The organism is Fictibacillus halophilus (assembly GCF_016401385.1).
In the GTDB taxonomy this organism is placed as follows: Bacteria; Bacillota; Bacilli; order Bacillales; family Fictibacillaceae; genus Fictibacillus; species Fictibacillus halophilus.
On record NZ_JAEACF010000001.1, the window covers coordinates 1,499,532 to 1,513,349 of the forward strand.

Here is a 13,818-nt window from a genome sequence, read left to right on the forward strand (position 1 = left end):
GGGTATGTATGTCTCAGATCAGTGAAAACAAGCAGATATCACCTTATATGGCTTTTTATATGGTTACAACGATGCAGATTGGAGTAGGTATTCTGGGATTTGAGCGTTATATCGCTAAATCAGCAGGCCATGATGCATGGATTTCCGTAATCATCGGAGGTCTTTCATTTAATGTGTTGATCTGGATGATCTATCGCATCCTTTCAAAAGAAAACGCTGATATCATTGGCGTACATAAAAACTTATTCGGCAGATGGATCGGCGGTGTATTAAGTTTTCTTCTCTTGATTTATTTCAGTTCTACAATTCTTACTGTACTTAGAACGTATATTGAAGTGATTCAAATCTGGGTCTTTCCTGAACTAGGTACACCGATTATTTCCCTTATACTGTTAGGATTAGCCTATTCCTATGTCATTGGAGGAATCCGGGTTGTAGCAGGACTGTCCGTATTAGGTTTTTTTATCTCTCTTCCTTTATTTTTATTAAAATATTACGCACTTAAACATGCGCATTATACAAATCTCTTACCCATTTTAGACCATTCATTTACCGAACTGATGGCTGCAACAAAAGGAGTCACTCTGGATTATTTAGGATTTGAGCTGATCTTGTTATACTTGCCCTTTTTGAAACAACCAGAAAAATCTCAAAAGTGGGCTCACTTTGGGAATCTGTTTACAATGTTCACTTACCTCATAACTGTATTCGTTTCTTTCGTATATTTTAATCAAGAACAGCTTCAACATACGATTTGGGCGACGTTAACACTGTGGAAGATTGTCGATCTACCTTTCGCACAGCGATTTGAATATGCAGGCATCGCACTTTGGCTATTCGTTATTCTTCCTAACCTTTGTATTGGCTTATGGGCAGTCAGCCGTGGTATTCACCGTCTATACAAAATTAAGCAAAAAAGTGCGCTACGTACAATGCTTTTCGTTATTTTCATATGTAGCATCTTAGTCGTTGACCGGCAACAAGTAGACATACTAAATACAAAAGTGTCACAGATTGGTTTTTATATTCTTTATGCCTATATTCCGTTTTTATTTGTTATCCAACTGATTTCAGGAAAAGTGAGGAAAGCAAAAAATGGCTAAAAAAAAACTGCTCATCATTTTCACTTTAATTCTTTTAACCGGTTGCTTTCCGAGTAAAAAAATTCTAGAAGACGTGCAGCTCGTTTCAGCAGTTGGATATGATTATAAATCGAATAATCAAGTTGAGTTGAACGGGATGGTAGCCATTCCTCAGCGAGGTGAAGATGTCCCGCCGATCTCACAAGTATTCACGGCAACCACGAATACAAGCAAGATGGCTAGAGCATTGGAACAAGCTGAATCGCCAAAACCGTTTGAAATCGGGCGATTAGAAATTGCTCTATATAACGATCAATTAGCCGAAAAAGGTATCTACGATTTGGTTGATACACTTCAGCGTGATCCATCGTTAGGTCGAGACCTATATATGGGTGTCGTTTTAGGGAGTACGAAAACATTGTTGGAACAACGATACCCCCTTAGTGAAACACCTTCTAAGTACCTGCTACAGCTTCTTGATCAAAATATGCAGGCGAACATACCAAAGTCAAACTTACATGATTTTTTGTATACGTATTACGGAAAAGGGATGGATCCCAACCTTCCACTCTTAGAGAAGCAAGCAGATCGAATAAGAGTAATAGGGACAGCTCTGTTAAAAGATGACAAGATGGTCGGACAGTTAAAACTTGAAGATTCCTTTCTTTTAAAGCTTCTCATGGAACCCTTTGAAAAAGGCATTTATGAAGTGAAATTTAAGAATGATCAATTTTTTACGATTCAAAATCTGTCATCAAAAGTAGAATATCGTTTTAAAGACGTGAAACGCTCTCCATCAGTGGACATTTTTGTTAAAGTGAGAGGGCGAGTAAGTGAAGCGCCTAACATTCCTGTAAGCGATCCGTCGCTAATCGAACAGCTTGAGAGTGCAACTGAAAAAGCTATGAATAAACGAACCAATAAGATCGTAAAAAAGCTTCAAAAATCGAAGGTTGATACGATCGGATTAGGTGATCTGGCACGGAGCAGAACAAGAGGATTTAATTTCAAACGCTGGGACGAGCAGTACCCCGATATTCCAATCAACGTAAAAGTTCGTGTGGAAATAACTCAAGCAGGGATTACAGAATAATGTAATCTCGTGTTCATGAATCCCATTTCTTGCTGTTGTCTCCCACAAAAAGAAGCTTCTACTCAGCCTTTTTTTCCGTTGAGCAGAAAGCTTCTTTTTATGAACGAATTTAACTCCCAGCGCCTCCTGCCCCGGGATTAACAGAAGACTGGTTCCGTTTTTCAATTGCGTTTACTCCCATAACTACAGCAATTAGCTCTTCTGTTAATAAAACATCTGAGTTGTGTTTTAACTCATAAGCAGAAGCTTGGAAAAATCCATTTATTTTCTTGAAAGTCGCAATCTCAGTTCTGTTTTCATTTAAAATGATATATTCCTTTGAAAAAGCAGGAGCTTCAATTTCATATGTATGATCCTTTGTTAAATAACGATACTTTTTAGAGAAGAAGGCAAATGAAGATTTCACCACGCCGAGTTCCTTACCATCTGGTTGCTTAATGACCCATTTTCCTGATAAGAAAGGAAAACCGCCTTCAACGACGACCATTCCTGATTCATCCTCAATACTTACGCCTGAAGAAAATGCGCTTTTTAAATCAAGCATTCCCCGTTTCTGTTGCTCGCCATTGTAAATATCCGTTTTGCCTGACGAGAAAAAGGTATCCTTAAAATACACACATCTTTCCATAACGACCACTCCCATAATCAAGATCGCGCTTATTTTTGTTGTTCCTCTAACTGCTGAAGTCGTTTTTCAATCTTCTTTCGCTTTTCTATTTCTTGAAACACAAATATAAAAGCTGTCGCAGCCATAATAAAAGTTAACCATTCCATCATCTTAACCCTCTAATCTCTGTTGTATTTAGTAATTTAGTCACCCGCTTATCAAAAGCGTTCTTTACAAACTCAGTTTTGTCGGCATAAATTTTAATTACCTCTTTGATCTCTTCTGGTCGGTAAAACTCGTTTCGGTTGTGAGCAAGAGATGGATAGCCTGACCCCCGTTGAAGATAATCTGATGAAGCAACGGAATACCATCTTTCTTCATCTAATCGTTCACCGCCTATCCTCATTTCTACCACTTTTAATCCATCATAAACAACTTCTGCACCTGAAATATGCAATCCCCCCACATACTTCCCTCTGAAGCCAGGCCCTCTTCCATCTAGTAAGCAGTGTTGAACATCAAGTGATTGTTGAATCGCTTCTGTTATGTATTTCCCTTGAATCTCAAAGGATGTTGGGTTTAGTGGAGATGGGCAGATCTCTATCAATTTCTTATCAGAAACATAAGAAAAGATTCCTGCATTTGCAATCCCACTGTTTATCAAGCCTATGTCGGTGTTCAGCATGTCTTTTAAACCATCGGCGATAAGGTTTGTGATCGGATTTTCACTGATCACATCATGCCATAAAGGTTCATCAATCAGATATAACGGTTTCCCTAAAATCTCAATAGCCGTTTTTTTACTTTTTTTAAGAATCGAAAGAATCTCTTCGTCTGGATTGGAGTCTTTTGTGCTATAAACGGCAGATTGTAAAAGCGTTTTATGTGATCCGTTTACTTCAATTTCTAATACTCCAATATGTTCACCAAAGTTTCCTGCACTTACGATGAACGTATCATTGACTACTTTCGCTTCTTGGTAAAGGACGTGATCATGTGAGGACACGATGATATCAATACCGGAAATTTCTTTTGCTAGATCAATATCCGCTACCGTTCCAACATGGTTTAGAAGGATGCACAGATCGTATTTTCCGCGGTTACGCTCCAATTCCTCTGCGATGGCGATGATATAGTTTTCGCTATGAAATCCTAGACCCTCATTAAAAGCACCTAAGTCAGGTGATGCTCCGGTTACGAATATTCGAAGTCCGTTTTTAGAAAGGATGACACTCGAACGAACACCAGGAATCGTCGTCTCGTCTTTCCTGAAAAGGTTGTTGCTGATAAACGGAACTGAACTTTGAGTTGCCATATGCACTAACGTGTCTGCCCCATTAAACATTTCATTGTTGCCGATCGTCAATAAATCATAGCCAGCAGCACCAAGGAGCTCAACCGCTGCCATGCCTCTTGTTCCTTGAAGTTCAATGCTTTTGAAATCTGCAAAATCCCCTGCATCAACAAGTAAAGTGTTTTCATCTCTATGCTGATGAATCAGAGTTACTGATTTTGCAAAGTTATCAAAATGACTGTGAAGATCGTTCGTATGTATGATTTTCAGCTTCATATTTCCCCCAAATTTATATAAGTCTACCTTTACAAATAATGGTATCATAAATTAGAAAACAATTGTTCAAAAAATATGGAGGATTGGAATGTCATATCACGATAACGAGTTAAGAATTCGACCGATCATTGTTGGAGATTTACCCAAGCTTTGGGAATTCATTTATAAAGAAAAAGCACCAGAATGGAAAAAATGGGACGCTCCATACTTTGAACACAAACACATTCCCTTTGATGAATTTATGTGGAATAAAGATCACTATGTCAATCATGAACAACGTTGGGCTATTGAAGTAGCTGGTGAGTTGATCGGAACAGTAAGTTATTATTGGGAACACGAGCCTTCACGCTGGTTAGAGATCGGAATAGGTATCTACAATCCTAACTTTTGGAGTGGTGGATACGGTACAAGAGCTATTATTCTATGGATCAACCACTTGTTTAACACACTTCCACTCGTTCGTGTCGGTTATACAACATGGTCAGGAAATGAGCGAATGATTAAAGTTGGAGAGAAGATTGGCATGAAAATGGAGGGCAGATTGAGAAAATGCCGTTATTATAACGGAGAGTATTATGACTCAATCAGGATGGGCATTCTGCGAGAAGAGTGGGAATCTTCTCCAATAAGGATATAAGAACTTGGAGATTCTATTAGCGTTATCAGGCTATCTCATTTTATTTTTCGTTATTTATTTTGCTGTAAGAACTGGAATGAATGACTCTAAACAACTCATGCATATACGTACTGAACTGTCCACAATAAAAAGCGAGTTAGAACTTTTACGTAAGCAATCAGCAAATCATGAGGAGGAGCAAGCTTCTTGGGAAAATGGAAAACTATAAAGTCACAATATGTCTACCAAACCCCTTTTGGTCATTTAAGAAAAGATAGCTGTGAGCTGCCCAACGGAAATAAAATTGATAGCTATTACGTACATGAGTATGCAGATTGGTTAAATGCAGTTGTTCTTACTAAAGAAAATCAGATTGTGCTTGTCGAACAATACCGGTATCCCGGTAACGAATTCTTTTTAGAAGTGCCTGCTGGAAAAATCGAAGAAAATGAATCTTATGAAGAAGGTATTTTAAGAGAAGTCTTAGAGGAAACAGGTTTTACATCCCTTAAAAAGCCAATCTTACTTGGAGAATTCATGGTGAATCCCGCTACTCAGACCAACAAGGTCATAACGTTCCTTATCTTAGATGCGTTTCAGTCAACTTCTCAAAGTCTAGATGATAATGAAGTCATAACTACTAAGGTCTTTCATTTCACTGATATGGAAAGATTAATAAATGACAAAAAAATTACACAGTTGTTTACAGTAAGCGCTTATTATTTAGCAAAGAACTTTCTTTCCGAAAACGAAAAAAACTAGCTTAGTTTTGTTTACCCCTAAGCTAGTTCTCCTGTCTTTAGTTAAACTTAATCTTAACCGCGCGTGTTGCTACAAAACTTTTAATGTATGTATCAATTGGTCTTCTTCCGCCAAAATCATCTTCATATAGTCCTGTAATCACAAAGCCGGCATCAATCTGTCCTTGTATTTGATCCTCTAACGTATGGCCGAATTCTACCGTATCATCAGCCTTAAGGTATGCAGCTTTCTCTTTTTCAGACAATGAATCAAGGGTTGAATAAGGAATTCTGTTTCTTACAACAAGGTTCCCCTTTCTATCTTCTTCATCATCAAAAATGAACAATAATGGATTCGTAAAACCAGATATGAGAACGCCTTGGTCTTTTAACACGCGTGCCGCTTCTTTCCAAACGGGAGAGATATCTTCAACGAATAAGTTCGCTACAGGATGAACGATCAAGTCAAACTCACCTTCATTAAACATAGAAAGATCACACATATCTCCTTGAATGGCCGTTAAACTCAAATTATTTTCTTTTGCCACCATCTCATCTTTTTCTAACTGTTTCTTAGAGATATCCATAACAGTAACGTTTGCACCAGCTGCCGCTAAAACAGGACCTTGTTGTCCTCCACCTGAAGCAAGACAAAGAACCTTCAGTCCTGTCAACGATTCTGGAAACCAATGTCTAGGAACAGATTTTTCTGTTGTAACGGTAATACTCCAATCTCCTCTTTTACTTCTTGCAATAACATCATTAGATACAGCCTTCGTATAGATCACACCATCTTCAACTTTTTTGTCCCATGCCCTGCTATTGTGTTTAACGGTATTCATCTTCAAAACTCCTAAACTTTATATAGTCATACTAAACATTCCTTAAAAAGGTAGATAACTCCTTCATAAATGACAAAAGAAAAGCAAAAAGAGCCTTTCAGTAAGGCTCTTTCGAATAGCAAGTCTAAATCTTTTCATGCAAAAATGTATTTTCTATTTGCGAAAAATCAGCTAAAGTAGGTTCTTTCGCATTAAGTTTAAGTGTACGTGCTGTAGAAGCATGAACTTTCTTCAACAAATCAGGGTTGTTCATTAATCGCTGGCCATAAGAAGGAATCATCTCTTTAATTTTCGGTTCCCATTTTCCTATATCTTGAGGGAAACATTTGTTCAGTACTTCTAACATAACGTGAACAGCTGTTGACGCTCCTGGAGATGCGCCTAGTAATGCAGCGATCGAACCGTCAGCAGATGTAATCACTTCTGTACCAAACTGAAGTGTTCCCTTTCCGCCAGTTTCAGTATCTTTGATAACCTGAACACGTTGCCCTGCTACGACGAGATCCCAATCTTCACTCTTAGCGGTTGGGATGAACTCTCTTAATTCTTCCATTCGCTGTTCTTTTGACAATAATACTTGCTGAATCAAGTATTTGGTTAATGACATTTCTTTAGCACCAGCGGCTAACATCGTTAACACGTTATTAGGTTTTACAGAAGTCACTAAATCGAGCATCGATCCTGTTTTTAAGAACTTTGGTGAGAATCCCGCGAACGGTCCAAACAACAACGATTTCTTATTGTCAATGTATCTCGTATCTAGGTGAGGAACGGACATCGGTGGAGCACCGACTTTAGCTTTTCCGTATACTTTTGCATGCTGCTGGTCAATCACTTCAGGATTCTTACATACCATAAAGATTCCGCTTACTGGGAATCCACCGATATGTTTTCCTTCAGGAATACCGGATTTTTGAAGCAAATGAAGGCTTCCCCCTCCACCGCCGATAAATACAAACTTCGCTGTGTGGCGTTCAATAGAACCTGTGTTATGGTTTTTCACCTTTAGTTCCCATAAGCCGTCGGAAGTACGCTTTAAGTTTTCCACGCTATGTTTGTATTTAACATCTACATTCTTATTTTGAAGATGACTAAATAACATGCGAGTGAGTGAGCCGAAATTCACATCAGTTCCTGAATCAATCTTAGTAGCTGCGATACTTTCATTTAACGAACGGCCTTCCATAATTAAAGGAATCCATTCCATCAATTTCTCTGGAGAATCTGAGAATTCCATCCCTTGGAAAAGAGGATTCTCTGTTAGCGCTTCCATACGTTTCTTTAAAAAGGCTACATTGTTTTCCCCTTGAACCATACTCATATGTGGCAAAGGCATGATGAAGTCTTCTGGGTTACGAATCAACTTTTGATCTACAAGATAAGACCAAAACTGCATAGACACTTGAAACTGTTCGTTAATTTCAATCGCTTTCGATATATCTATAGAGCCATCTGGTTTTTCCGATGTGTAATTCAGTTCACAAAGTGCAGCATGCCCTGTTCCAGCATTGTTCCACTCGTTTGAACTTTCCTCTCCTGCTTTATCAAGTTTCTCAAATACCTTAATTTTCATTTCTGGAGCTATTTCTTTTAAGATCGTCCCTAATGTAGCACTCATGATTCCAGCGCCGATTAAAAGGACGTCTGTGTTCGTTTCTCTGTTGCTCATCATTATCAACCTTTTCACCTAAAATTTACAGTAAAAAGCCATTGTCTCATACATATAGAGACAACTTGGTAGCTGCTTTTCCTGTTTTCATGAAAACCGTATCAACTAGTATTACTAATATTTAAGTCTTTAATATCTTTATTATATGATAATTATAAATTATTTGAAAGCCGATAAAAAGTGATAATTATATGAATAGTGTGCCCAAACTCTTTCGACATCAGTATTTACAAAGGTGTTAGTTAAAGTTTTTTACAGAAGAATGCACAAGTATATATGTATTTCTAACTAAATTGCACAACAAAAACGCCTGTAATTCTTCATCAGGCGCTCCTGTTCGAAAAAATGCTTCACGTAAAAATTAGTTCACTGCTTTCTAAACTTTCTTCTCTATCCTTTTCTAGACTTCGATTTGTTCGATTGATTAGTACACTTCTATAATGAGCTGCACGATGGAGTTTGCCTTTAAGGGCTCGGGAGGTACTTTCAATAGGTAGGTCCATTCCGTTTGAGAAGATTACTCTAACCTTTTTCCGGTCAATGGATATAATATCGTCAATGTGTGGCTGTGAAAGCCAAATGCAGGAGTCTTTTCGTGGTGATTTCGTGGGAAAAAAGAATATATCAAGCTTCGTATCAATCATAATCGGAGGAAAGCACATCCTCCCCAAAATTATTTGTGTTGCATCTTTCTTGCCATCGTATGTACTTCCATAGTACGGACAGGAATCTTTGATGACTCGAAAAGGCTTTTTCTCAACAAGGATGACGGCGTCTTTTTCATAAATTTCAGCACAAACTCTTCCCCATTGATTAATAAAAGGATGAATGGCAATGGTCTTATTCGTTATTAAATACTTATCCAATTTTTCGTGCACAATTCTACGCTTCATTCATAACCTCCTAAAATGTTTTTTAAATTCCCCAATAACCTTAACCTCCATAGTATAAATTTCCCTAAGATTCATACTATATAGTAATATTTTACCATTTAATAAAACACGCATCTACATATTTCACCAATAATTTTCATAATATTTTGTTTATTTATAAGTTAAGCGGGTGAAGATTCGTTTCTTCACCCGCTTCCTTTATTTATTTTGTCATTTCTGAAGCGCTCTTTCGTTTATCAGTCAAAACAATAATTGCCGGAAGAATGAACAATGAGCTGATCAAACATAAGAATGTATCAAATACGGTCGTGATTCCGAACGATCGCAGCATCACAAATTCAGAAAAGATAAGTGTACTAAACCCTGCCATAACCGTTAATCCCGACGCCGTAATCGCCATTCCTATTTTAGAAATCGATTTGATTAGTGCTTTTTCACGGGATAGACCGTTTTCGAGCTCTTCCTGATAGCGTTCCATGATAAGAATGGTAAACTCACTTCCGATACCAAGAACGAGTGAGCCGAGTACAGCCGTTAATGGGTTGATCTCAATACCTAACAGAAACATCATAAGAGAGGACCAGCCTACAACAAGCACAATTGGTAGAACTGGATACATCGCCATTTTCCATCTTCGGTAAGCTAGCATTAGCCCGGCGATAATCGCAATAACTCCAATACCTGCAGATAAGTGACGGTTTTCAGTCATCGATCCCACTGATTTAATGTTAATAACATTTGAGCCTGCTGGCTTCATTTCCACTCCAGATGGAGGATTGATATCTTTCTCGATATGATTCAGCAGATCCGCTTGCTCCTTCATTCCGATATTTCCAATCGTAAAAGAAACAGCTGCAGATTCTTTGTCTTTTGATAAAATATTGCTTTTTAATTCATCTGGAACTTGTGCCAAGATGCTCTCAATCTCAGCTTTTGTTTCTGGAACTTCCCCCTTGTTTGCTTGTTTCATAATGGATGCAATACTTGTTGCTGTCTCAATTTCAGGATGAGCTTTCCGCTGTTGTTCCTCATAATCTGCGATCCATTTAACCACTCTCGGATCGGTTACATCACCGGATTTAAGAATAAAAGAAATCTCGTTAGTCGAACCAATAATCTTACGTAGTTCATTTAACTCTTTTAACTCTGGGGCTTCTTGCGGCATCAATTTCTCAATATTCGTTTCGATCTTAAGCGAGTGGTCTATATAAAATCCACCAGCTGAAAGCAACACACCTATTGCTAAAAGAAGTATAGGTTTCTTCACAGTTAATGTAGCTATTTTTTCCATGAAACCTTCCATTTTACTTGGGGTGGAAACGGTTTCTGGTGTAACTTTACGATCACGCAACATAAATACGGCATACATCAACAACAGGGTGACGGTGTAGGAAACGATAACCCCCACAGAAAGCATGATTCCGAAATGCTGAATCATTGGGACTTTTGAAATAAGTAATGTTATGAAACCAAGTGTCATCGAAAATACAGCAATTCCAACAGCTGGCCCCATTTTCTGAATGGATTGCAGAATAGCTTCTTTTACAGGCTTCCCAGCTTTTAATTCCTCGTCATAACGGTTGTGAAATTGGATGGCAAAATCCGTCCCAAGACCGATTAAGATGGGCAAAATCGCCATTGTAACCATACTCATCGGAACTCCGATATAGCCCATGATTCCAATCGTCCAGAATAAAGACAAAAGCACAACCGGAAGTGCTAAGAGTCTCCATTTAACAGGAAAAACCATAAAGAGTATGGCTGCCATCAACACTAGTGAAAGGCCAAGCATGATTGACATATCCTTCATCATGCTATTGTAGATTGCTCCATAAATCTTTGGTGTTCCAGATATCTTAGTATCGAGATTTGAGAACCCTGCTTCTTTTGTCATGTTACTTACTTCTTCTGTTAAATCAGAAAGTTCGCTATAGGGAATGCCCCCTTCTACTTTCATAATGATTAAGGCGTGCTTTCCGTTTTGTGGCATAAACGTTTTGAACATTTCGTTTACATTTCCGTCTTTGTCTAATACAAGCCCTTTTACAAACTTCTCATTTTGAAGAGATGGTGCCCCTGCTGCTTGTAAGGAGGTAAGATTTGCTCCTGACTGTTCGTTTACCTTCTTCATAAATGCAATTTGCGCTTTCTGAGCTGCATCTTGTTGCTGTGCAGGAGTTGCACCTCTTGCTGCAGCTTCCTGAACGGCTTTTTCAACCGCTTCTTGCAGTTGACTTTTCATCTTCATCTGTATTTTTGTTGCTTGATCTGTCCCGTTTTCAATCATGTTGTAATAGCTGAATGCAGATTGAATTTCCTTCTTCTTCACTAATTCACTCTGAAGCTTGTTAATTGCAGAGAGATTATCTGTTGATAATAAATCACCTTGCTTACCTGAAAGCAGGATGAACAGGGTATCGCTACCAAATTCATCATGATATTCTTCTGTAGCTTTATAGATTGGATCCTTATGAGAGATCATCGTCCCCTGCCCAAGATCAACTTGAACTTTCGTCACACCAAACCCAATTACCAAAGTGAAAAGTAATAAAAGGAAAATGATCTTTTTGGGGCTTTGCGTAATTTTTTTCGCTAAAAAGTTGAATCCTTTACTCATCTATTATTCCTCCATTTATCTAAACTGAACAAACTGTTCATTATCAAACAGGTTGTTTAAGGAAATAATAGGAGATAGTGAAGCTTTACTCAATGTCCAAAAAAAGAGAAAGTGTATGATAGCATACAGATGAACTTTGTTTGTAAAATTTTCTTATGATCTTGTACAAAATGACGATATTTGTTCAATAAATTTTATTGAACATACTGTCTGATAGTATGATACATTCTAGATGAGGAGGGATTTGAGCATGTCCGAAAAACATGATCTTCGTATTATAAGAACAAAAAAGTTAATTAGGGATGCTTTCCTAGAACTAATCAGTCAAAAAGGATTTACATCGATAACTGTTCAAGATATCGCAGATACAGCAACGATTGGCAGAGGTACCTTTTATCTGCATTACAAAGACAAATACGATTTATTAGACCAATTGACAGATCAAACACTTACGAAGCTCTCAGAACTTATACAGCCATCTTTTCATTTTCGTGATAACAAACTGAATCTTGAAGAACTGAAACAGATGCTTATTCATGTGTTTGATGCGATACGTTCAGAACAAACCTTTTTTAAAACAATGCTTTCGAGTCATGACACACCGAACTTCACTCAACAATTGACACAATTTTTCTTTAACAAATTTACAGCAGAGTATGAAAATCTGAACCTTTCTCAAAAAAAGGAAGTACCTAAAGGAATTCTTATCAGTTACTTATCTTCAGCCATACTTGGCGTTATCATTTGGTGGCTGAAGAACGATATGATGTATGCTTCAGAGTACATGGCGGAGCAAATTACAAATCTTCTCATTAACGGTCCAGCCTCCATATTTGATGTTGAATACTAAATTATAAAAAGCCAAAGAATAATCATCATTCACTGGCTTCCATGATTTCTGCATTACGATCTGAATAATAAGGTTCATCGATCTTGGTAAATAAATGTGCACTAAAAAGCAACGTAACAATTAAAGTGGTTATGCCCGGATTTCCATTAACCGTTTGCCATAATATTTCCAGTTCATTAAAGAATCCAGTTCACGTCCCCTGATTTCGTAAAGGATCGCCCATGTTTGATAAACTTTAGCAAGAATGAATCCGATTACTGCCCCAGTGGTGAAGCCCAAAAAATAAGTCAGTTCCAGTTTTCTAAGATCCTCCATCTATTCAAACCATCATTCCATAAAAAAGAGGCACTACCCTTGAGTTGGGCTGCCATCCTTCTTAATCAATGCTATGAGACTTTGTGTTAAATGATTGTATTGTAAGGTATTCGTATCACTGAAGGCTTCTTCCCTGTTGGATGGGAGATTTTCATAGTGAATCGGAGATTCAAACTGTGAATCTGAAAAATCATATCTATTTCCCTCAATCACATTGTAAAAATGCCACCCTTCCGTTAGTGGTGTTTTTACAATATCTCCATTTAGCAGATCTTGAACCACAAGCGCTGTTACCCCGCATTGTCCTCTGGCTGGATTCTCTTTCGTCCATTTGGAGCTTGTCTCAATGGACCATGCTCTAAGCAATTGATTCTTTAACGTTTGAATCCTTTCGTCTAGCAACATTTATTCCTCCAATCGAAATAAACTTTTTTGACATTATAAAAAGACTTTTCTACCACATCCAAAAGCAACTAGGGTTACGAAAACAGCCTATTTTTATTATTAAACCGCCAAAATCACTTTCTCTTCAGAATGTATGATGTATATGCTATAAATTTTATGCTTCAACTTTTGTCTCAGTTCCAGAGGGATCGTTAATGCACCTCTTTTACTGATTTTCTGAGTAAATTCCCTCGTCATATTTTTATCTATGATAATGACATCATCTTCACAATCAATGCCTACGATCGATCCATTGCTAATCGCAAACTCTTCTCTCCAGCGAATTGGTATGTAAATATAACCTCTCTCGTTGTCATAATACTTATCTTCCAGCTTATACATAATTCACCTGCTATTCAAGAATAGGGAAACTTCATTTTACTATAATGTGATGAAGTGGTGAAGTCTATATAGTAAACTTTATGTAAAATTTACAATCCTTTTAATTCTTTTCCAAAAGAAAAAGCCAATGAATGACGC

Annotated in this window: 15 protein-coding genes; 6 read left to right on the forward strand and 9 right to left on the reverse strand. The window is 37.7% G+C overall.

Annotation, left to right across the window (positions count from 1 at the left end):
• Positions 1 to 8: 8 nt before the first annotated feature.
• Entirely contained in the window at positions 9 to 1,103 is a 1,095-nt protein-coding gene (locus tag I5J82_RS07760) for a GerAB/ArcD/ProY family transporter (protein ID WP_198767362.1), read from the forward strand.
• Positions 1,096 to 2,175, forward strand: a complete 1,080-nt coding sequence (locus I5J82_RS07765) for a Ger(x)C family spore germination protein (RefSeq protein ID WP_198767363.1) — start codon at positions 1,096 to 1,098, stop codon at positions 2,173 to 2,175. Before I5J82_RS07760 ends, I5J82_RS07765 begins: the two co-directional genes overlap by 8 nt.
• A 109-nt stretch (positions 2,176 to 2,284) precedes the next feature.
• Here the strand turns inward: I5J82_RS07765 and I5J82_RS07770 are convergent, their stop codons facing one another.
• Positions 2,285 to 2,803, reverse strand: coding sequence for an LURP-one-related family protein (locus I5J82_RS07770; protein ID WP_198767364.1), 519 nt, complete (start codon positions 2,801 to 2,803; stop codon positions 2,285 to 2,287).
• 145 nt (positions 2,804 to 2,948) lie between these two features.
• Positions 2,949 to 4,352: a bifunctional metallophosphatase/5'-nucleotidase gene (locus tag I5J82_RS07775; protein ID WP_198767365.1), complete on the reverse strand. Its 1,404-nt coding sequence runs from the start codon at positions 4,350 to 4,352 to the stop codon at positions 2,949 to 2,951.
• Positions 4,353 to 4,440: 88 nt separating this feature from the next.
• Here I5J82_RS07775 and I5J82_RS07780 point away from each other — a divergent pair, with 88 nt between their 5' ends.
• Genes I5J82_RS07780 through I5J82_RS07790 form a run of 3 tightly spaced genes read left to right on the forward strand, consistent with a single transcriptional unit; the run spans position 4,441 to position 5,730 of the window.
• The gene (locus I5J82_RS07780) at positions 4,441 to 4,989 is read left to right on the forward strand and encodes a GNAT family N-acetyltransferase (RefSeq protein WP_198767366.1); all 549 of its coding nucleotides are present in this window, start codon (positions 4,441 to 4,443) and stop codon (positions 4,987 to 4,989) included.
• Between the two features lie 4 nt (positions 4,990 to 4,993).
• Complete coding sequence (locus tag I5J82_RS07785) at positions 4,994 to 5,197, forward strand: hypothetical protein (RefSeq protein WP_198767367.1); 204 nt, start codon at positions 4,994 to 4,996, stop codon at positions 5,195 to 5,197.
• A complete protein-coding gene (locus tag I5J82_RS07790; RefSeq protein WP_198767368.1) occupies positions 5,176 to 5,730 on the forward strand; it encodes an NUDIX hydrolase in 555 nt (184 codons plus the stop codon). Before I5J82_RS07785 ends, I5J82_RS07790 begins: the two co-directional genes overlap by 22 nt.
• A gap of 37 nt (positions 5,731 to 5,767) precedes the next feature.
• Here the strand turns inward: I5J82_RS07790 and I5J82_RS07795 are convergent, their stop codons facing one another.
• The 4 genes from I5J82_RS07795 to I5J82_RS07810 form a co-directional block, all read right to left on the reverse strand.
• Positions 5,768 to 6,550, reverse strand: coding sequence for a class I SAM-dependent methyltransferase (locus I5J82_RS07795; protein ID WP_198767369.1), 783 nt, complete (start codon positions 6,548 to 6,550; stop codon positions 5,768 to 5,770).
• Positions 6,551 to 6,674: 124 nt separating this feature from the next.
• Positions 6,675 to 8,219, reverse strand: coding sequence for a malate:quinone oxidoreductase (locus tag I5J82_RS07800; RefSeq protein WP_198767370.1), 1,545 nt, complete (start codon positions 8,217 to 8,219; stop codon positions 6,675 to 6,677).
• 350 nt (positions 8,220 to 8,569) lie between these two features.
• Positions 8,570 to 9,112 carry a competence protein ComK gene (locus tag I5J82_RS07805; protein WP_198767371.1) on the reverse strand — a complete coding sequence of 181 codons (543 nt, stop codon included), beginning with the start codon at positions 9,110 to 9,112 and terminating at the stop codon, positions 8,570 to 8,572.
• Between the two features lie 202 nt (positions 9,113 to 9,314).
• Positions 9,315 to 11,729: an efflux RND transporter permease subunit gene (locus I5J82_RS07810; RefSeq protein WP_198767372.1), complete on the reverse strand. Its 2,415-nt coding sequence runs from the start codon at positions 11,727 to 11,729 to the stop codon at positions 9,315 to 9,317.
• 250 nt (positions 11,730 to 11,979) lie between these two features.
• On the opposite strand from I5J82_RS07810, the gene I5J82_RS07815 reads away from it, so the two are divergent.
• On the forward strand, positions 11,980 to 12,579 hold the full coding sequence (locus I5J82_RS07815; RefSeq protein ID WP_198767373.1) for a TetR/AcrR family transcriptional regulator: 600 nt from the start codon (positions 11,980 to 11,982) through the stop codon (positions 12,577 to 12,579).
• A gap of 129 nt (positions 12,580 to 12,708) precedes the next feature.
• Here I5J82_RS07815 and I5J82_RS07820 read toward each other — a convergent pair whose 3' ends face one another.
• From I5J82_RS07820 to I5J82_RS07830, 3 genes are all read right to left on the reverse strand, one after another.
• Positions 12,709 to 12,894: a hypothetical protein gene (locus I5J82_RS07820; RefSeq protein ID WP_198767374.1), complete on the reverse strand. Its 186-nt coding sequence runs from the start codon at positions 12,892 to 12,894 to the stop codon at positions 12,709 to 12,711.
• A gap of 33 nt (positions 12,895 to 12,927) precedes the next feature.
• A complete protein-coding gene (locus tag I5J82_RS07825) occupies positions 12,928 to 13,299 on the reverse strand; it encodes a YunG family protein (RefSeq protein WP_198767375.1) in 372 nt (123 codons plus the stop codon).
• 99 nt (positions 13,300 to 13,398) lie between these two features.
• On the reverse strand, positions 13,399 to 13,680 hold the full coding sequence (locus I5J82_RS07830) for a hypothetical protein (RefSeq protein ID WP_198767376.1): 282 nt from the start codon (positions 13,678 to 13,680) through the stop codon (positions 13,399 to 13,401).
• Positions 13,681 to 13,818 lie beyond the last annotated feature (138 nt).

Excerpts from the sequence above, each read along its gene's own strand:
- I5J82_RS07825 (WP_198767375.1), bottom strand. The coding sequence starts at position 13,299 with ATGTTGCTAGACGAAAGGATTCAAACGTTAAAGAATCAATTGCTTAGA.
- I5J82_RS07805 (WP_198767371.1), bottom strand. The coding sequence starts at position 9,112 with ATGAAGCGTAGAATTGTGCACGAAAAATTGGATAAGTATTTAATAACG.
- I5J82_RS07795 (WP_198767369.1), bottom strand. The coding sequence starts at position 6,550 with ATGAATACCGTTAAACACAATAGCAGGGCATGGGACAAAAAAGTTGAA.
- I5J82_RS07820 (WP_198767374.1), bottom strand. The coding sequence starts at position 12,894 with ATGGAGGATCTTAGAAAACTGGAACTGACTTATTTTTTGGGCTTCACC.
- I5J82_RS07815 (WP_198767373.1), top strand. The coding sequence starts at position 11,980 with ATGTCCGAAAAACATGATCTTCGTATTATAAGAACAAAAAAGTTAATT.
- I5J82_RS07775 (WP_198767365.1), bottom strand. The coding sequence starts at position 4,352 with ATGAAGCTGAAAATCATACATACGAACGATCTTCACAGTCATTTTGAT.
- I5J82_RS07765 (WP_198767363.1), top strand. The coding sequence starts at position 1,096 with ATGGCTAAAAAAAAACTGCTCATCATTTTCACTTTAATTCTTTTAACC.
- I5J82_RS07770 (WP_198767364.1), bottom strand. The coding sequence starts at position 2,803 with ATGGAAAGATGTGTGTATTTTAAGGATACCTTTTTCTCGTCAGGCAAA.
- I5J82_RS07830 (WP_198767376.1), bottom strand. The coding sequence starts at position 13,680 with ATGTATAAGCTGGAAGATAAGTATTATGACAACGAGAGAGGTTATATT.
- I5J82_RS07780 (WP_198767366.1), top strand. The coding sequence starts at position 4,441 with ATGTCATATCACGATAACGAGTTAAGAATTCGACCGATCATTGTTGGA.
- I5J82_RS07810 (WP_198767372.1), bottom strand. The coding sequence starts at position 11,729 with ATGAGTAAAGGATTCAACTTTTTAGCGAAAAAAATTACGCAAAGCCCC.
- I5J82_RS07800 (WP_198767370.1), bottom strand. The coding sequence starts at position 8,219 with ATGAGCAACAGAGAAACGAACACAGACGTCCTTTTAATCGGCGCTGGA.
- I5J82_RS07760 (WP_198767362.1), top strand. The coding sequence starts at position 9 with ATGTCTCAGATCAGTGAAAACAAGCAGATATCACCTTATATGGCTTTT.